Raw genomic sequence first — 20439 nt, 5'->3', positions numbered from 1 at the left:
TGAAGGATGGAGGACAAGGGGCGGATTGTGTCATGAGCACGGGAAAAAGTGAGGGGGCTTACGCCCCCTCTTTGATGCAGATCGCCTATCGGCTCAGGATGGGCGCCAGAAAGCGCGCCGTATGGGACTCTTTGTTCTCGCAGATCGCCTCCGGCGTGCCGGTGACCAGGATGCGGCCGCCCCCCGAGCCCCCTTCGGGCCCCAGATCGACGATCCAGTCGGCGGTTTTGATGACGTCCAGGTTGTGCTCGATGATGACCATGGTGTTGCCGCGATCCCGCAGCTGGTGCAGCACCTTGAGCAGTTGCTGGATGTCGTGGAAATGCAGCCCTGTGGTCGGCTCGTCCAGGATGTAGAGGGTCTGACCGGTGTCACGCTTGGAGAGCTCGCGCGCCAGCTTGACCCGCTGCGCCTCGCCCCCCGACAGGGTGGTGGCCGACTGGCCGAGGCGGATGTAGGAGAGGCCCACATCCATCAGGGTCTGCAGCTTGCGCGCCACCGCCGGCACCGGATCGAAGAAGGAGCGGGCATCCTCCACCGTCATCTCGAGGATCTCGTGGATGTTCTTGCCCTTGTACTTCACCTCCAGGGTCTCGCGGTTGTAACGCTTGCCCTTGCAGACGTCGCACGGCACGTAGACGTCCGGCAGGAAGTGCATCTCTACCTTGATGACCCCATCCCCCTGGCACGCCTCGCAGCGGCCCCCCTTGACGTTGAAGGAGAAGCGGCCCGGCTGGTAGCCGCGCGAGCGCGCCTCCTGGGTGCCGGAGAGCAGCTCGCGGATCGGAGTGAACAGGCCGGTGTAAGTCGCCGGGTTGGAGCGCGGGGTGCGGCCGATGGGGCTCTGGTCGATGTCCACCACCTTGTCCAGATGCTCCAGCCCCTCAACGCTGCGATAGGGGGCCGGGGTCGACTCGGTCGCCTTGTTGAGCTCCCGATGGGCGATGCGAAACAGGGTGTCGTTGATCAGGGTCGACTTGCCGGAGCCGGAGACGCCGGTAACGCAGGTCATCACCCCGATCGGCAGATCCAGGTTGACGTTACGCAGGTTGTTGCCGCTCGCCCCCTTGAGTTTCAACCACTTGCCGGTGAGCGGCGTGCGCTCGGCCGGGATGGCGATCTGCTTGCGACCGGAGAGATAGTCGCCTGTCAGCGAATCCGGGTTGTCGATAATCTGCTGGGGAGTGCCCTGCGCAACAATTTCGCCACCGTGCACCCCGGCCCCCGGTCCGATATCGAGCACGTGGTCAGCAAGGCGAATGGCGTCCTCGTCGTGCTCCACCACGATCACCGTGTTGCCGAGATCGCGCAAGTGAGTAAGCGTCCCCAGCAACCGCTCGTTGTCGCGCTGGTGCAGGCCGATGGAAGGCTCATCCAGCACATACATGACCCCCACCAGACCGGCCCCGATCTGGCTGGCCAGCCGGATCCGCTGGGCCTCGCCGCCGGAGAGGGTCTCGGCGCTGCGCGACAGGCTCAAATAGTTGAGGCCAACGTTCACCAGGAAGCCGAGCCGCTCGACGATCTCTTTGAGGATCTTCTCGGCAATCTGGGCGCGCTGGCCGGTCAGGGTCAGGCCGGCGAAGAAGGTGAGGGCATCGCCGATAGAATCCTCGGCGATGGCCGGCAGGTTGCGGTTCTCGATGAAGACGTGACGCGCCTCTTCCCGCAGCCGGCTGCCGCCGCAGCTGGCGCAGGGCTTGTTGGCGATGTATTTGGAGAGCTCTTCGCGCACCGAGTTGGACTCGGTCTCCCGGTAGCGGCGCTCCATGTTGTGCAGGATCCCCTCGAACGGGTGCTTGCGCACCACCACATCGCCACGGTCGTTCATGTAACGAAACTCCACGTCGCCGCGCCCGGATCCGCGCAGGATCACCTCCTGCACCTTGGGGGGCAGCGCCTCCCAGGGCGCCTCCAGATCGAAGTCGTAGTGCTCGGCCAGGGATTTGAGCATCTGGAAGTAGTAGAAGCTGCGCTTGTCCCAACCGCGGATGGCGCCGCCGGCCAGGCTCTGGCCCGGATCGTGGATCACCTTGTCCGGATCGAAGTACTGCTGCACCCCGAGCCCGTCACAGGTGGGGCAGGCGCCGGCCGGGTTATTGAAGGAGAAGATGCGCGGCTCCAGCTCCGAGACCGAGTGGCCACACTCGGGGCAGGCGAAGTTGGCCGAGAAGGTCAGGGTCTCCCCTGCCTCCCCGTCCATGGGCGCCACCAGCACGATGCCGCCGGAGAGGGTCAGCGCCGTCTCGAACGACTCGGCGAGACGCTGCTGCAGATCGCCGCGCACCTTGAAGCGATCCACCACCACCTCGATGGTGTGCTTCTTCTGCAACTCCAGGGTCGGGGGATCCGAGAGATCGCACACCTCCCCGTCGATACGGGCACGGATATAGCCCTGGGCCGCCAGGTTCTCCAGCAGCTTGACGTGCTCCCCCTTGCGGTTGCGCACCACGGGGGCCAGCAGCATCAGCTTGGCGCCTTCCGGCTGGGCCAGCACCTGATCCACCATCTGGCTGATGGTCTGGGCGGTGAGCGGGATGCCGTGGGTCGGGCAGCGCGGCTCGCCGACCCGGGCAAACAGCAGACGCAGGTAGTCGTAAATTTCGGTGATGGTGCCGACCGTGGAGCGCGGGTTGTGGGAAGTGGACTTCTGCTCGATGGAGATGGCCGGTGAGAGCCCCTCGATGTGGTCCACGTCCGGCTTCTCCATCAGGGAGAGGAACTGGCGGGCGTAGGCGGAGAGCGACTCTACATAGCGGCGCTGCCCCTCCGCATAGAGGGTATCGAATGCCAGGGAGGATTTGCCCGAGCCGGAGAGGCCGGTGACCACGATCAGCTTGTCGCGGGGCAGGGTCAGGTTGATGTTCTTGAGGTTGTGGGTGCGGGCACCCCGGACCACGATCTTTTCCATCTTGCGCACGCTCGGTTTCGACACATCAGACGGTGAAGTATCGCACAGAGCATACTGGATGAATAGACAGTTGTTTCGGGTGGAGGAGAGGTCTATCCCTCCACCCGGAGGAGATGCCGGCTACTGCCCCGCGCTACGAACCGAGGCAGGCGCTCGCCCGTTAAGCTCGTCGTCGGGCCAATACTTGTACCCCTGGGCGGTGGCCTGGAGCGCGATGCCATGCTTGGTCATCTGGTAGACCCTCACCCCTTTCAGATCGGCGCTGGCCGCCTCGGAGATGATCGCGGCCCCCTTGTCATCGGAGCGGGCGGCCACATCGGCCTGCCCCCCTGCCTCCCAGCCACTTTCGAGGAAGCGTTGCAGGGCGACGCGATCCTGAAACAGGATCAGAGCCCTGAAGTCCTTGATCCCGAACCCAAGCCCCACCCCGGCCATGGCCATCCGCATATAGGTGTCCTTGCCGGTTCGGTTATCCCGTACTACCCCAAACCCACTGCCGGCACTCACCAGAAGCAGGTTATTGTTAAAGCTCGAGAAAAGAGCATAACCCTGTGCGGCCGACACCTCACGGCGCAGTTCGGGCTTCTCTCGGTAGAACTCGCTCAGGGCCTCCTGGCGCATCTGTTGCACATAGCTGCGCTTCTGGGCCGGCGTCTCCCCCTTGGCGGCACAACCTGCCAGCAAGAGGATCATCAGCAGCATCCCAATCCGTCTCATCACCCCTCCCCAACGGAAATTCACCCATTGTCAATAGCAGGATCTGTCAATTGTTGGTCAACACTCACTGACCAAAAATGGCGCGGATTGTCCGCTACTGCAAGCGGGCATGCACCGAGTAGTTGGTAATCACTACCTGTTCCAGATTTGGGCGAACTATGCCCCGGTTGACCCCCTTCGCGATGGCCTGATAACGGTTCATCGTGCCCATCTTGCGAGTGACCTGGTTGAGATGAAAGTTCACTGTGCGCTCGGCAATGCCCAGGATGCAGGCGATCTCCGCCGAGGTCTTGCCCTCGCTGGCCCAGAACAGACACTGGGTCTCCCGCTCAGTCAGGGCCTCCTGCGTCTCCTGCTCCAGACAGACCACCCTGATGGCTGCCTCGAAGATGTAGCTGGACATCCAGGCCAGCAGCGGTGCGCTCTCCAGCAGCAGGTCCGTCGACGCCGACTCCTTGCTGATAAAGGAGAGGATGCCGTTCTCTCCGTTGGCGCCATGCAAAGGGAAAGAGATGCCATTGCGCAGGCCGAAGTCGGCCGCCAGTCGCATCACGTCCAGGCTGCCCTGCTGCAGAAAACTGGCCCGCTCGTCGAGACGGTTCCAGAAAATGGGCAGGTTTTGGGTGCGAGCCAACTCGATGATGGGGTCACGGGCCAGCATATGGTTCTCGGTATAGGCCCTGATCCAGCTCTCGGGACACTGATTGAAGAGCACCACCTTGGGGCGCTGCATCGACATGGGCAGGATGACGGCAAACCGGAAATAGTCGAATCCGATCTCCCTGGCCAATCGTCCTATCAGGGCAGACAACGCATCGGCACTGGTCACCTGTGTGAACTGTTCCAGGAATGCCAGTTGAACGTCTTGGCGCATGCGCCCTCCTCTCTCCTCCAAGCTATCCCTCGCATTTTGCCATCATACAGGAGCAAAAACATGTTCATTTACAAAGGTAAAACATCGCAACACCCCAATCGGTCCCTGATCCGGCAACTCTACCAGTTCCGCAAGAGTGTCTTCTCCGACCGTCTCGGCTGGGATGTCGAGCATCATCAGGGTCTGGAGCAGGATCGCTACGATGGTCCCGATACCCACTGGGTGCTGGTTGAAGACGAACAGGGGCTCTGTGGCTGCATCCGTATGCTGCCGACCGAGGGGCCCTATATGTTGCCGGAGATCTTCCCCACCGCCCTGGCCGGTGAGCAGCCCCCACGCCAGTCCAATGTCTGGGAATTGACGCGGCTGGCCATCGATGCAGAACGCGCTCCGCGCCTCAACAACGGGGTCAGCGAACTCACTCTGGTGATCTTTCGCGGCGTTTACGAGTTTGCTCGCCAGCAGGGGATCGACGAGATGCTGGCCGTGGTCAGCCTGCCGGTAGAGCGGATCTTCCGCCGCATGGGGTTACCGGTCGAGCGGATGGGTGATGGCAAGCCGGTCGATCTGGGCGCCGTCAACGGGGTCGGCATTCGCTTTATCATGGATGAGCGTTTCGCCCGCGCCGTCGGCATCCCCCTGCAGGGTAACTATGAGCCCCGAATGCATCTCCCGCTTATCGAGTCACCTCAGCCTCGCCAATCCCATCTCTCCATGGCGTCGTGAAATTCACACACCATGAGGTCACCTCCCATCGTTCCTTTCAGCCTGGTTTCCTCAACACGATGAGCCGGGCTGCCCCTTGAAAACCAAAAGAATAAAAAACCACGTATCACACGAAAAGCAATATAACCAACCAAACAATCAGCGATTAACAACCATGATAACGACACCATCCCGCAGATGGTAATATCGAGCCCCATCCCGGGCCACCAAAGATCCTTACGAGACCAACCTCAGGTTATTCTCCTCTGGCCGGCCCGGCGTACCCTCTATCCGGCCTGACTCCAGGGAGTTGCCCCATGGCTAGCAAGAAACTGAAACTGGGCGCCTTTATCCTGATGATCCTCACCTCGGTATTCGGTGTCACCAATATCGGGATAGGCTTCTATCGGATGGGCTACGCCGCCATCCCCATGTTTGTTATCGGCGGTCTCTTCTTCTTTATTCCCTTCATCCTGATGATGATCGAGTTCGGCACCGGCTTTCGCCGGGAGCAGGGGGGGATCTTCACCTGGATGCGTCACTCTGTCTCCACCCGCTTTGCCTTTATCGGGCTCACCATGTGGTTTGCCTCTTACATCATCTGGATGTTTGGCAAGGCCCTCTCCATGTGGGTGCCCCTCTCCTTCATGCTGTTTGGACGCGATGTGACCGTCATTCCCCTCACCCTGGGCACCCTGGATGTGGGCCCCTTCCTGCTCGGGGTCGTGGCCATCGCGCTGGTGCTGATAGTCAGCCGACTCATCACCCTGGGTAGTGCCCGTTTTGCCAAGGTTGCCGCCATCGGAGGTCTCTCGGTGGTGGCGCTCAACATCTTGCTTCTGGTGGGCGGTGTGCTGGTCTTTGCCCTGAGCGGCATGACCCTGCAAGAGCCCCTGCAGCAGGCAGCCCTCACCACCTCACCCAACGCGGCGTTCAACGATCTCATCCCCTTTCTCGGCTTCATGGTCTTCGCCATCTTCGCCTATGGTGGAGTCGAAGCGATGGCCGGGGTGGCCGACGAGCTGGAGGATCCGGAGCGAGACCTCAAGCGCGGCATCTTCCTCTCCGGCGCCTTCATCGTGCTCTGCTACGTCATAGGTTTCCTGGCGGTCGGGGCCATCATGCGCTGGAGCGACTTCCCGAACGAGGGGATCACGTCCCTGTCGGCACTCTTCATCATCATGCTGGAGCTGGGCCGCCACCTGGGCGGTGAGTGGCTGGGGCAGGTGCTGATGCGCTTCGCCGGATTGGGGATGTTTCTGAGTTATCTGGGCGCCTTCATCGCCCTCTCCTACGCGCCCCTGCGCCAATTTATCACCGGCACTCCGAGCTACTTCTGGCCGGAGCGCTTCCAGCGCGAGAATGAGAACGGGGTGCGCACCGAGGCACTCAAAGTACAGGCCCTGGTGGTATGTGCCTTTATCGCGGTCAAGTCGATCTTTACCCTGATCAACCCGGAAGGGGCGGCCGCCCTCTATGAGCTCATCATCACTATGACCAATGTGGGGATGACCATCCCCTACATGTTCCTCATCTACGCCTGGTATCGCTATCGCCAGAACCCGGAGCTGGAGAAGGATCTCATCTTCTTCCGCAGCCCGGCCTCGGTGCTGGGGGCCACCCTGGTCAGCCTGCTGCTGGTCGCCTTCGGCAACCTCTTCACCCTGGTCTCACCCTTCCTGGCGGGAGATATCTCCACCGGAGTCTGGACCATGGTGGGCCCCCTGCTGTTTGCCCTGATCGCCATGCGCTTCAAGATCCACCGGGGTGACGAACACTGATCCCCCACGGGGCCATTCTGCCTGTTTGCTGAATGGCCCCTTCAATCACGATTCAGCCGACAACGCCATACTGCTTCTCATTCCATACAGCAGGAGGCTCTCCATGTCATTGCTCAACCGCCAACACGTCCTCGCCCTCGTCCTGTTTGGTGCCAGCACCAGCCTGAGCGCCACCGAGATCAGCAACCGCAATATCAGTGAAGAGGAGGTCAAGGCAGCCCAACAGGCCTGGGGCAAGGCCCTGATCCGCATCAGCGATGACTACACCAGCGGTGGCATCGAGAAAGCCCGGCAGAGTGCCAGTCAGGTGATCGACGACGCCTATGCCTACCAGTCTGGCCCTGTGCTGTTCAAACCCACCCTGGCCAGCGGCGATCAGACCTTCCGCCTCACCCGTGCCGGCGCCCTCGCCTACTTCGTCGGCAACGACCCCGCCTTCCCCATCGACAAGGGGTTCGCCCTCAAGGGGTGGAAGGATTATCGGGTAGATAACGCCGCCATCCAGATCGATGGCAACAGCGCCTATACCATGGGCAAGGTTCATCTGACCGACGCCAAAGGGCAGGTGACGACGGTTGACAAGAGTTGGGGCTTTCGCAAGGGGGAGGATGGCAAGGTCCGCATCACCCTGCATCACTCCTCACTGCCCTACGCTCCCTAGCAAGCAAGCGGCAGCAAGGATGCCAGCGCAGTGGCGGCCATTGGCCGCCTTTTTTCATTACCACACCAGAGAGGGGAGCCACCGGCTCCCCTCTTTCACGTACGAGCGTTATGGTACCAAGGCCCAGGGGCCACCCTTGGCCGGATCGTCCCCCTGGGTCCACCACTTGGCCTGATAGATGGCCCCCTTATGGCTCACCTTGTTGCCGGCGGTGTAGACCTTGGTCGCCTCCCAGGCCGGAACGCCGCCGACGGGAGGATCGGTCGGGTCAGTCGGGGGAGGATCGAGCTTCTCTACCACTCTCACCTTGGGCCAGCTGGCATGAGAGCCGTAGAAGTTGGTCACGCACTTCTCGTAATCCCCCGGTACCAGGGCCGAGTAGGCGGTCTGAAACCCCACCAGCTCACACTCGAAGGAGTAGCCGCCCGGGCGATCCGGATAGTATTTCCAGTTGCCGTCCCAGTTGGTGTAGAGCACATCGGTGGCACCGTTGAGGTTGAGGCTGCCGTACGGAGTCTGCTGCCAGCAGGTGTTCTTCTCGTCAGGCAACAGGGGAATACCGTAGTGGGCGGCCAAGCCTTCCCAGTAGCGGATACGATTGACCGGCTGCCCCTTGTCCTTGTTGTGCTCACCGCACTCGATGCCACCGTTGATGATATTGATGGTGGTGCCGAAGCCGTAGCCGATGCCGGCATCCAGTTCGCGCTGGGAGGGCTTCCAGGTACGGTCCACCACGTGCAGCATGGAGGGTTTGGGCGCCTGGGGGGTGAGGAAGAACCAGATGGCGGAGGCGAGGTTGAGCCAGGAGTCGGCTACCCGGCCCGGATCGTTGAGCAGCACGGTCGCATTGCCGTCGAACATGGCCTCGGAGAAGGCACCGTAGTTGAAGTGATAGGAGAGCTGCTTGGCGCCACGCCCGAAGTAACCCTGACCGGTGGCACAGGGCCACTTCTTGTTCTGCCAGTCGTTCTGACCGCAGCCCGTGGTGTAGCCACTCTGCCCTTCCGACCACCCCATCTCGCGCACGTGCACCAGTGCCTGTTGCCACTCCTCGAGCCCCTGCGGGTTGTCAGAGACATTGTCCTTGGCGATGTGACCGCCGGTCTCTTGAGCAAAGTGGGCAAACATGGTGACGATGGATTGTTTACAGATGGCGTCGGCGTTGCGCCCGTCTGTGTAGTCACCGCAGAAGGCGGGGAACTTGCCCACCGCCCGCAGGAAGCGCACATAGGTGTACTCGGGCGCCGCCATTTGGGTCAGGAACTCCCACTCTGAGGCGGGGAAGACCCGCTCGGCCCGTTTCACGTTATCCGGGTTGGAGACCAGCCCAGGCTCGATGGCATCAACCACCGTATTGGGACGGGTCGCGAGGGCCCTGGACCAGGTGGCGTACATGGGATTGGCAGTCTTGCCTTGCTCCGCCGCCTTGATATCGGCAGAGGAGACCAGATACCCCCCGGGATTCTGGGGGTCGGGCTGGATATTCATGGCATAGGCGGGCAGGGTACAGGCGGCCGCAACCAGCCAGGCGCAGCGGCTAGGTTTGATCATGGATAATTCCTTGTCGTTATGTTCTTGGCCCACCGAGCATAGGCAGAGGCGAGACTAAATTCACGACGAGAATTAAGATTGATGCCGATTTTGTGAGCGCCTTCACCTATTCATATGAAGCTGTGTTATCTGGCGCACAAAACCGTTCTATCCAACTGAAAATCCTTAATATTTACATCTTTCATCCGCCTTGAAGCAAAAAAAGGGCCGGACATCATGCCCGACCCTTCTCTCACCCAAGATCCGTCAGCCAAGCAGGCGCACCCGATAGCTCTTGCCCTTGATCTTGCCATCGCTCAGGCGCTTGAGCGCCGCCTTGGCCTGGGCACGTCGCACCGCCACATAGGAGAATTGATCCTGCACCTGGATCTTGCCCACCTGATCCCCAGGCAGACCGGTCTCGCCGGTCAGGGCGCCGAGAATATCCCCCGGGCGCAGCTTGTGCTTGCGACCGCCGCCGATGGAGATAGTCGCAAACTCGGGCGCCACCGGGCGCAGCTCGCTGCCGAGCGCCGCCAGATCCCCCTGTGGCATCGGGCTGCCGAGGTACTCTTCGATCAGAGTCACACGCTGGGCTTCGTTCGGCTGATACAAGGAGAGTGCCAGACCCTGCTGACCGGCACGACCGGTACGGCCGATGCGGTGCACGTGCACCTCGGGGTCATAGGTGAGCTCGTAGTTAATGACCGCGCCGAGCTCCTTGATATCGAGGCCACGGGCCGCCACATCGGTCGCCACCAGGATGGCGGCGCTACCGTTGGCAAAGCGCACCAGCACCTGGTCGCGCTCACGCTGCTCGAGATCGCCGTTGAGGGTCAGGGCCGAGAAGCCGCGGTTCACCAGGTAGTCGCTCACCTCGCCACAGGCGCGCTTGGTGTTGCAGAACACCACGCAGGAAGCAGGGCGGTAGTGGCTGAGCAGGCGGGCCAGCGCCTCGGGGCGAGTACCCGGCGCCACCTCGAACAGCTGCTGGGCGATGGCGGCGTCCTGGTGGATGGCCTCGACGCTCACCTCGACCGGGCTGCGCTGCACGCCACGGCTCATGCTGGCGATCTCTTCCGGATAGGTAGCCGAGAAGAGCAGGGTCTGGCGCTCGCGCGGGGCAAAGCGGATCACCTTATGGATATCCTCGCCAAAGCCCATGTCGAGCATGCGATCCGCCTCGTCCAGCACCAGGGTGGTGAGGGACTCCAGACGCAGGGTACCCTGCTCCAAGTGCTTGAGCACCCGGCCCGGGGTCCCGACGGCGATGTGGGCGCCAAAGCCCAGGGTGGCAGACTGGGGCGCGGTCGGCACGCCGCCACACAGGGTCACCAGCTTGACGTTGGGCATGGCGCGCGCCAGACGGCGCAGCTCGCTCGCCACCTGATCGGCCAGCTCCCGGGTCGGGCAGAGCACCAGGGATTGCACCGACAACTGACCCACATCCAAACCGGCCAGCAGGCCCAAGCCAAAGGCGGCGGTCTTGCCACTACCGGTCTTGGCCTTGGCGAGCACATCCCTGCCGGCCAGCACCAACGGCAGGCTCTGGGCCTGGATCGGAGTCATCTCCTTGTAGCCGAGGGCATCGAGGTTATCTTGCAGGGCGGCAGGCAACCCCAGTTGGGCAAAGTCGGTGTGGTTCACGGCTGGCATCTCGCTGGACAAAAATAGGAGGGGCGCGGAGCATAGCAGACTTGGCGGGAAAACGCGCAGGTTTCCTGGTGGCCGGTCCGACAGCGGATGAGCGAGCCCCCCGATGGCGCGGTTGCTTCGCAGCCCAAAGAGCGGATGGGTTCCTCGGCATGACAACACTGGATGTGGCCCAGGGAGCGCATCACTGCAACGGCGAAATGTAGTGGCATAGTGCATTTGGCCACCAGTATACCGCCATCCAATCACTCACTCCCCCAACCTCTGTGCCAATCCCGAATAACGCTCGGTCTTCTTGCGCACCGCCTGGGCCAGCAGGGCGCGATCGCCATAGAGATCGAGCCGCCCCTTGGCGCGGGTGATGCCGGTATAGACCAGCTCGCGGGTCAGCAGGGGGCTGGGAGCATCGGGCAGCACCAGCACTGTGTGGGCAAACTCCGAGCCCTGGGACTTGTGGATGGTCATGGCAAACACCGTCTCGTGGGGCGGCAGGCGGCTCGGCAGCAGGCTGCGCACGCCGCCGTCGGCCTGCTCGAACCACACCTTGAGGCGCCCCTCCTCGTCCGGCAGGCACAGGCCCATGTCGCCGTTGTAGAGGCCGATGCCGTGATCGTTTTGCACCACCATGACGGCGCGCCCGGCGTACCACTCCCCCTCCCTGGCAATCAGCCGTGCCCGGCCGAGCGCCGCCTCGATGCGATCGTTGAGCCCCTCGACCCCGAACGGCCCCTCGCGCAGGGCGCAGAGGATCTGAAAGCCGTTGAAGGCCTGGAACACCGCCTTGGGATCCTGCCCCTCCTGCAATGCCGCCAGATAGGGGCGATAACCTTCCACCGCCAGCTGGATCAGCGCCTCGTAGCGCTCGGCGCTCCAGGGGTGCAGGGCGATATCGGTAAAGCCCTCCCCCCACACCCGCTCGACGGCAGCCGGATCGCCGCCGTTGCAGGCACGCGCCAGCCGGCCGATGCCGGAGCGCTCGTCAAAGCGCCAGCTCTTGGTGAGCAGGCAGAGGCTGTCGCGCAGCGGAGCCCCCGCCGCCGAGCCGCTGACCCGGTAGCCGCTCTGGGCCGACAGCCATTCGGCCTGGGGCTCGCTCACCCCCTGCGCCACGAAGCTGCAGATATCGGCGAGCACGGCACCGGCCTCGACCGAGGCGAGCTGATCCTTGTCGCCAAGCAGGATGAGGCGCGCCTTCGCCGGCAGGGCCTCGAGCAGGCGCGCCATCATGGGCAGGTCCACCATGGAGGCCTCATCCACCACCAGCACGTCCAGGTGCAGGGGGTTGCCGGCGTGGTGGCGGAACCGGGTGCGCCCCGGGATCACCCCGAGCAGCCGGTGCAGGGTGCCCGCCTCGGTCGGGATGGCGCTCACCACCTCGGGGGAGAGCGGCAGATCCTGCAGGGCCGCGCCGATACTCTCGGTCAGGCGCGCCGCCGCCTTACCGGTGGGGGCCACCAGCCGGATGGCGGGCGCCGCCCCGGAGCTCAGACCGGTCTCGACCAGGATGGCGAGCAGCTTGGCGACCGTGGTGGTCTTGCCGGTGCCGGGGCCACCCGAGATGACCGCGAAGGGGCGGCCGGCGGCGGTGGCGGCCGCGAGTTTCTGGCCGTTGCAGCAGGCCGACAGCGGGATCAGGGCATCGAGGGGGGCGAGATCGGCGCCGCTCTGGGCCGAGGCGAGCAAGCGTTCAATGTCGCCCCAGGCCAGTTCGGCCCCCTCGACCAGATCCAGGTACTTCTCGAGGAAGTGGCGTACCGAGAAGGCCGGCGCGGTGCGAAGGGGCAGCAGCGCCGCAAACAGGCGCCCGTAGTCGCGGGCAAACAGGCGATCCAGCGCGGCACGAATGTCGGGAAACTCGGCCCGCGCCGAGAGGGCGCGCAGGCGCCCCGCCACCGAGCGCTCGAAGTCGTGGTAGCGGGTCAGGTAGAGCCGTTCGCGCCAGAGCACCAGCGGCGTGTGGGGGGTGTCGTGGCGGCCATCCCCCACCAGGGGCGAGGCGGCCAGACGCTCCGGCCACGCCTTTGCGGGGGCCAGCCCCTCGAGCAGGGCGGCGCGCTCGTCCCCATCCAGCCCGAACGGGCGTTCGATGGCAGCCAGGGGCAGGCAGATATGGCCACGGCCGAGCTCGAAGCAGGCCATGGCGGCGGCCAGCACCAGCTCCTGCTCGCCCCCCAGGCTCTCGATCAGGCGGGCAAACTGCACGTCGAGCTGGCGCACCCGGCCGGCGTCGGCCAGGGCGCGCAGCCGGGTGAGCAGGGGGCTGTCGGTGGAGTGGATGGATGCGCTCATGCTGCCTCCTCGCCGGCAAAGAGTGAATCGAGGGCGCGCACCAGCGCAAGGGAGGGGGCGGCGTGGAAGACGCCGGCCTCGGGCATGCCGCGCAGGAAGAGATAGAAGACGCCGCCCAGGTGGCGGGCCGGGTCGTAATCGGGCAGACGATGGGCCAGCAGGCGGTGCAGCGCCAGGGTGTAGAGCTGGTACTGGAGATCGTAGTGGTGATCGAGCATGGCCTGCTCGAGGGCCGCGCCGGCATAGTCGAGGGGACTATTGCCCAGCCAGTTGGACTTGTAGTCGAGCACGAACCAGCGCCCCTGCCACTCGAACACCAGATCGATAAAGCCCTTGAGCATGCCCTGCACGCTCTGAAAACCGAGGGGCTTGCCGCGCGCCGAGAGGGGATCGTGGGCCCTTCGCACCGCATCGAGCCCCTCGGCCGTCACCCGCCCCATGGGCAGGAAGAACTCGAGCTCGGCCTGATGGTGCGCCACCTCCCCCAGACGCAGCCCGGGCTGCAGCTCGGTGCCGAGCACGGCAGCCAGATGCGCGGTCAGTACCTGACTCCACTCGGGGTCGAACCCATCGCGCTCGAGCAGGGCCGCCACCTTGGGGGCCACCTCGCCGTGGCTGGCGGGGTCGCGTGCCAGCGCGAAGGGGATCTCCTCAAACAGGGTGTGCAGCAGGGTGCCGGGCCGGGCGCCGCGCGGGAAGGTGAAGATGGATCGCTCAGGCGTCGCCTCTTCGCCGCGCTCGCGGGCCACCTCGGCATCGAACCCCGGGGTCGCCAGCACGCCGCGGTCGTGGTGACTGCCGGAGGTCGAGAGCGCCGAGTAGGAGCTGACCCACCAGTCGCGCTCGATGAGACCGCCGAAGCGGCGCACCCGGGGCGCCGACGCCTCCCCATGCTCGTCGACCAGCGGGGCCGGGCGGGTGAGTGACGGCTCACCGACCACCACCCCCGGTACCTCCCGCGCCAGGGCGGCCAGGGCCTCGGCCATGAGCTCGGCCTCCCCCTCCTCGCCCCGTTGCAACAGGTAGCCGATGGCGGTCTTGTGCAGGTCGGTCTTGGTGGACTTGCCCGCCCCCGAGCGCACCGGCGCCAGCCCCAGCCAGGTGGCGTAGACGCCCCGGGTCAGGGCCACGTAGAGCAGGCGAAGATCTTCGGCCAGCCGCTCGCGCTCGGCCTGCTCCAGCGCCTTGGCAGAGCGGGTGAGATCGAGCAGGGTGCGGCTCTCCTCGTGATAGAGGGGGGTGTCGCTCTCGCGGTGGGCACAGATAAACGGCAGGAACACCAGCGGGTATTCGAGCCCCTTGGACTTGTGGATGGTGACGATCTGCACCAGCTTGCGCTCGGACTCGAGGCGCAGCACCTGCTCCTCGGCCTGGCCGCCATCCCGGGTCGCCTCGGCCAGCCAGCGCAGCAGGGCATACTCGCCATCGAGCTCGCCCGCCGCCTGCTCCAGCAGCTCGGCCAGGTGCAGATAGTTGGTCAGGCGCCGCTCGCCGAACGGGCCGGCGAGCAGGCTGGCGGCCAGCTGGCGCCGGTGCAACAGGGCGCGCAGCATGGCCAGCACGCCGACCCGGCGCCACTGGCGGCGGTAGTCGGTGAACTCCTGCACCGTGGCTTCCCACAGCTTCTCGTCGCGGCTGAAGGCGTCCAGCGCCTTGGCGTCGAGGTCAAACAGGGAGGTGGCGAGCGCCGCGCGCAGGGCCCGCTCGTCGCTCGGGTGCAGGCAGGCGTGCAGGATCAGCAGGATCTCGCGTGCCTCCGTGCTCTCGAGCACGCTTTCGCGGTTGGAGAGATAGACAGAGGCGATGCCGAGCGCCGAGAGGGCCTGCTGCATCACCCGCCCCTCGCTGCCGGTGCGCACCAGCACGGCGATGTCGCCGGCACGCAGGGGCGCGTCGCCGATCGAGGCCTCCCCCTGGCGCGCCAGGGTCAGCAGCCGGTGGATCTCCGCCGCCGTGGCGTTCGCCATGCGCGACTGATAGCTCCCCTTGTTGATGGTGGGGTCCTGCCCCAGCCACCAGCAGCACAGGGCCGGCGCCTCGGCCCCCGCCAGCGTCAGGCACTTGCTCTTGCCCTGGGCCTCTACCGGCAGGAAGGGGATGTCATCGTCATAGATGAAGGGGGCACGGGCGCGCTCGAACAGGGCGTTGACCGCCCCCACCAGGGGCCGACTCGAGCGCCAGTTCCGCCCCAGGGTGTAGTGACTGCTCACTGCCCGGCGCGCCTGGATGTAGGTGAAGATATCGGCGCCGCGAAAGCCGTAGATGGCCTGCTTGGGGTCGCCGATCATCAGCAGGGCTGTCTCCTCCTGCCCGCCGTAGAGGGAGCGGAAGATGCGGTACTGCTGGGGGTCGGTATCCTGGAATTCGTCGATCATGGCCACCCGGTAGGTGGCACGGATGCGATCGCGCAGCCGCTCTCCCAGAGGCGAGGCGAGCGCCCGGTCGAGATCCCCCAGCAAGTCAGAGAACGAGAGCTGATAGGCCTCGCGCTTGGCGCGCCCCATGCGCCTGTGCACCTCGCGGGCGGCCCGCTGCAACACCAGATCGTCGATGGCGGGGGGGCGGGTCACCAGCGCCTCGATGGCGTCAAACAGCGGCAGACCGGGGGCATCCCCCCCCTTCTTGAGGTGCTCGAGCAGGGTCGAGCGGGCGAAGCGGGCCAGGGGCTCGGGCAGGGCGTAGCCGTGCTCATCGCTGTGGGCCCACTGGCCAATCTTCTCGAGCCAGCCCTCGTAGTTCTTGCCGGTGTAGCGGCTCACCACCCCCTCGGTCTGGGCGCGGATGGCATCGAGGTGCTCGCGCCACTGGGCCTTCACCGCCGCCACACGGGCCATCTCCCGCTCGTGGCGATCGAACAGGGTCTCGTCCCCCACGGGGGGCAGGATCTCGAGCTCGGGGTTGTCGAGCCAGCCGTTGATGGCGGCGAGCAGCTCCGCCGGGCTCTTCCAGTGTTTACGCAGGGCGCGGGCCAGGGACTCCCCGGCCGGATAGAAGTCGGCGCGCCAGTAATCGCTCACCGCCTGCAACTTGAGCTGGCTGTCGTCGGTGAGAAACTCGGTCTCGAACAGGGCGCCCGACTCGAAGGCGTTGCTCTTGAGCATCCGCTGGCAAAAACCGTGGATGGTGAAGATCGCCGCCTCATCCATCTGCCGCTCGGCGGCGAGCAGCAGGCGCGACGCCTGCTGGTGATCCGGCACCTCGTCGAGCAGCTGGGCCAGCAAAGGGTCGCCGCTTTGCCCGCGCAGGAAGGCCAGACGCGCCTCGTGGATGCGGGCGCGAATACGGCCACGCAGCTCGGCGGTGGCGGCCTCGGTGAAGGTCACCACCAGAATTTCGGTCACACTGAGCGGCCGGACGTGGGCGGTGACCCGCCCTTCTTCATCTTCCGGGCCGTGGCCGAGCAGGAGACGCAGGTAGAGGCCGGCGATGGTGTAGGTCTTGCCGGTGCCGGCGGAGGCTTCGATCAGGCGCTCGCCAAACAGGGGAAAGCGCAGGGTTTCCAGGGTGCGGGACATCAGTCGAACTCCTCCAGCGCCTGATACAGGGGGTGCAGATGGGTGCGCGCGAGCGCCACAAGCTGGCTCATCAGGGCCTCGTCCAGGGCGGGGAAGCAGCGCTGGATGTAGGGGTCCTCCCCCTCGCCCGTGAGCTGCCACCCCCCTTCGAAACTGGTGCGGGCGGCGCGCTGGGCCTTCTCCTCGTCACCGCTCTTCGCCTGCTCAGCCAGCCAGCTCCAGGCGCTCTTGGGAAAGAGCGGCAGCGGACGGCGCAGCCCCACCACCCAGTCATCGACCAGGGCGAGCAGGTGGCTGCGGGCCACCTCGGGTGCGAGCACGGGCAGGCGCCAGCTCTTGGTCCCGTCGAGCAGCAGGGTCTCACCCGCAGAGCGCGAGAGACACAGGCACAGATGCCTGAGCCAGCCTTGCAACCAGTCGCGGCCGTGGAAGCTGCCGGGTTTGACGATGAGTTGATTGCCCTGCTCGGTGTCGAGCCAGCCGAGCAGCCGACCCTGGGGCAGGGGGATGTCGATCTCCACCGGCGTTTTTTCCGATCGCAGGGGGCGCACCCGCTCGGCGAGCCCGGCCATCTTGTCATCGAGCTCATCGAGCAGCAGGGGGCCAAACCAGCTCTGGGGCAGCTGGCCGGCCAGGCGCAGCCGCTCGCGCAGGCGCGCCGTTCCCCCTTCCTCCAGGTGGGCGGCCAGCAGCCGATCCTTGAGCTGGTAGTTCTCCAGCCCATCGAGGGCGAAGGGCTCGTTCTCTTCGAGCCGAGTGTCATCCAGCTCGAACCACACCTTGAGGCGGCGGTTGAGGAAATAACGCGCCGGGTTGCGGTAGAAGCGCAGCAGCTCGGCCAGCTCCAGCTCGCCCCCCTCCATCTCGGGGGGCAGGGGCAGATCGCCGCTCTGGAAGTTGCGCGCCCCGGCTCTCGGGGTCAGCGCCGGCAGCCAGTCGGCGGCGTAGGTAAAGAGGCGCTCGTCGCTTGGGAAGAAGTAGTCGCGGCTGTAGGGGGTGAGCGGGTGGGCCGTCACCAGAGCCTGCAACAGGCGCTGGCCCGATTCGTCGTCGGGCAGCGCTTCGTCACCGGCCAGCACGAAGCCCTGGCGCAGGTAGTCGAGCAGCTCGGCCAGCAGCACGGAGGGCTCGCGCTCGCTGTTGTCCTGCACGCTGAAGCCCTGATAGCTGATGTAGAGGCCGTCCTGGGCGCTCAAGAGCGCCTCGAGGAAGAGGTAACGGTCGTCATCGCGGCGGGATCGGTCCCCACGCCGGCCGGCCAGGGCCATCAGATCGAATCCCATGGGCGGCAGGGTTCGCGGGTAGACGCCGTCGTTCATGCCGAGCAGGCAGACCTGGCGAAACGGGATGGAGCGCATCGGCATCAGGGTGCAGAAGTTGACCTGGCCGGCGAGGAAGCGCTGGCTCGAGCGCTGGGCGGCCAGGGCCTGGCCGAGCACGTCTTGCAGCAGCGCCGGCGTCACCGGCTCGTCGAAGCGCACCTCGCCGAGGGCCTGTTGCCAATCGGCGATGGCGTCGCGCACCAGCTGGATGTGGCGCTCCTCGTCTTCGTCAGGCTCGTAGCAGGCCCCCAGCAGGGCGTGCAGCAGCCGGCTCCACTCGGGCAGAGAGCGGGGCGCGTCGAGCAGCGGCAGGAAGTGGGCCAAGGTGTCGACGAAGGCGGCGAGCTTGCCGAGCGTCACCCCCTGCTGACCCTCGATCTCGGCGTAGGGGAGGATGCCGGCCACCGGCTCCCCCTCCCCCATGGCGTAGCCGAGCAGCATGCGGCGCAGGCCAAACAGCCAGGAGTTACCCGACAGGGCCGGCAGGTCGAAGCGCTCCGGGTAGGCATCGTCGAGCCCCCAGCGGATGCCGCTCTCCTGTACCCAGACCCGCAGGGTGTCGAACTCCTCCACCGTCAGGGCGAAGCGGCGCAGCACCGCCGGTACCTCGAGCAGGGCGAGCAGCTCCCCCGCCCCGAAGCGCTGGCGCGGCAGGCGCAGCAGCGCCAGGAAGCTTTGCAGCAGCGGGCTCTCCTGGCTGGCGGCCCGATCCGAGATGGAGAAGGGGATCTGGCCACGGGCACCGAATACCGCCTGGATGAAGGGGGCGTAGCCGGCCACGTCCGGCATCATCACCACCACCTCTTTCGGAGTCAGGGTCGGGTCGCCCTCGAACAGATCGAGCAGGCGATCGTGCAACACCTCGAGCTCGCGCACGGGACTGTGACAGGCGTGGATCTGCAGGCTGCGATCGCCAGGCAGCAGCGCCGTCTTGTGGTGGCTCGCATCGGGGTTGTCGAACACGGCGCCTCGATCGCGCTGCTCCAGCACATCGGATTGCAGCCGATGCAGCAGGGTGTCTTCGGCCATGTCGACGAAGGCCTCCACCTCCGGCGGCTCCAGCCCCATCAGGTGGTGCAGGTAGTCGCGCCCGAGCTTGCCCATGGAGGCGAGCAGGGGATTGGTCTCCCCTTGCAGGGTCTCAAGATCCGTGCCGGGGCGCAGACGCCGCTCGAGGCGGGCCATGGTCTTGCGATCGAGCAGGTCCCCCCAGTAGTAGCGGCAGGGGTTGGTGACAAAGAGGTGCACCTTGATGCGCTCACCGAGCACCCGCAGCGCCTCCACATAACCGGGGGGCAGGGCCGAGATGCCGAACACGAAGACCCGCTTGGGCAGCTTGCCCGGCAGAGGGGCACCGCTCTGCAGCGCCTGAATAAAGGATTCGAACAGGTTCGCTCTGTGATAGCCGCTGTCGGCCAGTTGCAGGGTGCGGGCCACCAGCTCGCGCCACAGCACGGGCTGCCAATCCTGCCCGGTCACCTCGCCGAGCTCCTCGGGCAGCCCCTCACCGCGCTCCCAGCGCTCGATCCAGTCGGGGCGGTAGACCAAATACTGGTCGAACAGATCCGCGACCTTTTGGCACAGCTGCCACAGGCGCACCTGCTCGGGGGCCTCCCCCTCAGGCGACAGGTAGCCGCGCAGGGGGGCGAAGTCGGGCCGCTCGAGCAGGGTAGGCAAAATCATCATCAGCTGCCAGCTCATGCTCGGCTTGTTGTAGGGGCTACGCGCCGGCACGTCCCCCAGCACCTCGATAAACATCTGCCAGATGAAGCTGGCGGGCAGGGGAAAGTCGATGTTGGCGGCGATACCGAAGGCACTGGCCAGCTCGAGCTTGAGCCACTGGGCCATGCCGGGGCTCTGGACCAGGATCTGCTCGTGCTCGAACGGATCGGTCAGCGGGTCGCGGCGCACCAGTTCCACCAGCAGGGCCTTGAGCACGTCGAGCTGGTTGGAGTGATAGAGAGTGAACATGGACAATCCCCGTCGAAGGCAATGGCAGGATTGTCCGCGATTGGGGCGCCGGATGCAAAAAAGCCGGAGCGGGTGCTCCGGCCAACATAGGTACGGAAACTACATTAAAACAGGGTGTTACCAGCACTTACCCTGCTTGGCGTCGACGCTGAAGGCGCCCGGACCGGCTGCGGCCAGCACCAGGAAGCCGCCGGCGATGGAGATGTTCTTCATAAACATGATCATCTGCATCTGATCGGCAGGCTGGTAGTGGAACAGCAGGGCCGCCAGCACACAGAAACCGGCCAGCAGCAGTGACACCGAACGGGTCAACACGCCGCCGAGGATGGCCAGCCCGCCGCCCAGCTCGAGCAGGATCACCAGGGGCAGCAACATACCGGGCACGCCCATGGCCTCCATATAGCCCTGGGTGCCGGCGTAACCGCCAATCTTGCTCCAGCCGGCCGAGACAAACATCAGGGCCAACAACACGCGCCCTACCAGCAGGGCGATATCTCTCATCTTATCCAT

General features: G+C 65.2%; 12 protein-coding genes. 3 read left to right on the top strand and 9 right to left on the bottom strand.

From position 1 onward, the window contains the following. Window positions 1–85: 85 nt before the first annotated feature. The 3 genes from uvrA to BN1133_RS18045 all read right to left on the bottom strand — a co-directional run bounded on the left by uvrA (window position 86) and on the right by BN1133_RS18045 (window position 4502). Entirely contained in the window at window positions 86–2911 is a 2826-nt protein-coding gene (gene uvrA, locus BN1133_RS18055; protein WP_050667834.1) for an excinuclease ABC subunit UvrA, read from the bottom strand. Window positions 2912–3031: 120 nt separating this feature from the next. Continuing rightward, window positions 3032–3628: a lipid-binding SYLF domain-containing protein gene (locus BN1133_RS18050; protein WP_050667833.1), complete on the bottom strand. Its 597-nt coding sequence runs from the start codon at window positions 3626–3628 to the stop codon at window positions 3032–3034. 94 nt (window positions 3629–3722) lie between these two features. After that, window positions 3723–4502 (bottom strand): LuxR family transcriptional regulator, encoded by a 780-nt coding sequence (locus BN1133_RS18045; RefSeq protein ID WP_050667832.1) that lies wholly within the window; start codon window positions 4500–4502, stop codon window positions 3723–3725. A 60-nt stretch (window positions 4503–4562) separates the two neighbouring features. Between BN1133_RS18045 and BN1133_RS18040 the strand changes: the two genes are divergently transcribed. The 3 genes from BN1133_RS18040 (at window position 4563) to BN1133_RS18030 (ending at window position 7649) form a co-directional block, all read left to right on the top strand. Continuing rightward, window positions 4563–5228: an acyl-homoserine-lactone synthase gene (locus BN1133_RS18040; RefSeq protein WP_050667831.1), complete on the top strand. Its 666-nt coding sequence runs from the start codon at window positions 4563–4565 to the stop codon at window positions 5226–5228. 296 nt (window positions 5229–5524) lie between these two features. Further along, window positions 5525–6988 (top strand): glutamate/gamma-aminobutyrate family transporter YjeM, encoded by a 1464-nt coding sequence (yjeM, locus tag BN1133_RS18035; RefSeq protein ID WP_050667830.1) that lies wholly within the window; start codon window positions 5525–5527, stop codon window positions 6986–6988. A 103-nt stretch (window positions 6989–7091) separates the two neighbouring features. Further along, window positions 7092–7649: a hypothetical protein gene (locus BN1133_RS18030; protein WP_050667829.1), complete on the top strand. Its 558-nt coding sequence runs from the start codon at window positions 7092–7094 to the stop codon at window positions 7647–7649. 108 nt (window positions 7650–7757) lie between these two features. On the opposite strand, the gene BN1133_RS18025 is transcribed toward BN1133_RS18030, so the two are convergent. The 6 genes from BN1133_RS18025 to BN1133_RS18000 all read right to left on the bottom strand — a co-directional run bounded on the left by BN1133_RS18025 (window position 7758) and on the right by BN1133_RS18000 (window position 20439). Next, window positions 7758–9200, bottom strand: a complete 1443-nt coding sequence (locus BN1133_RS18025; protein ID WP_082178051.1) for a chitinase — start codon at window positions 9198–9200, stop codon at window positions 7758–7760. 246 nt (window positions 9201–9446) lie between these two features. Beyond that, complete coding sequence (gene dbpA, locus BN1133_RS18020; RefSeq protein ID WP_136612744.1) at window positions 9447–10835, bottom strand: ATP-dependent RNA helicase DbpA; 1389 nt, start codon at window positions 10833–10835, stop codon at window positions 9447–9449. Between the two features lie 246 nt (window positions 10836–11081). Beyond that, window positions 11082–13121, bottom strand: coding sequence for an exodeoxyribonuclease V subunit alpha (gene recD / locus BN1133_RS18015; protein ID WP_050667827.1), 2040 nt, complete (start codon window positions 13119–13121; stop codon window positions 11082–11084). Then, on the bottom strand, window positions 13118–16636 hold the full coding sequence (recB, locus tag BN1133_RS18010) for an exodeoxyribonuclease V subunit beta (RefSeq protein WP_050667826.1): 3519 nt from the start codon (window positions 16634–16636) through the stop codon (window positions 13118–13120). Before recB ends, recD begins: the two co-directional genes overlap by 4 nt. Beyond that, window positions 16636–19929: an exodeoxyribonuclease V subunit gamma gene (gene recC / locus BN1133_RS18005; RefSeq protein WP_050667825.1), complete on the bottom strand. Its 3294-nt coding sequence runs from the start codon at window positions 19927–19929 to the stop codon at window positions 16636–16638. Before recC ends, recB begins: the two co-directional genes overlap by 1 nt. 117 nt (window positions 19930–20046) lie before the next feature. After that, on the bottom strand, window positions 20047–20439 hold the full coding sequence (locus BN1133_RS18000) for a DoxX family protein (RefSeq protein WP_050667824.1): 393 nt from the start codon (window positions 20437–20439) through the stop codon (window positions 20047–20049).

The organism is Aeromonas schubertii (assembly GCF_000820105.1).
Taxonomy (GTDB): domain Bacteria; phylum Pseudomonadota; class Gammaproteobacteria; order Enterobacterales; family Aeromonadaceae; genus Aeromonas; species Aeromonas schubertii.
This window is presented reverse-complemented; position numbering and strand designations above follow the sequence as displayed.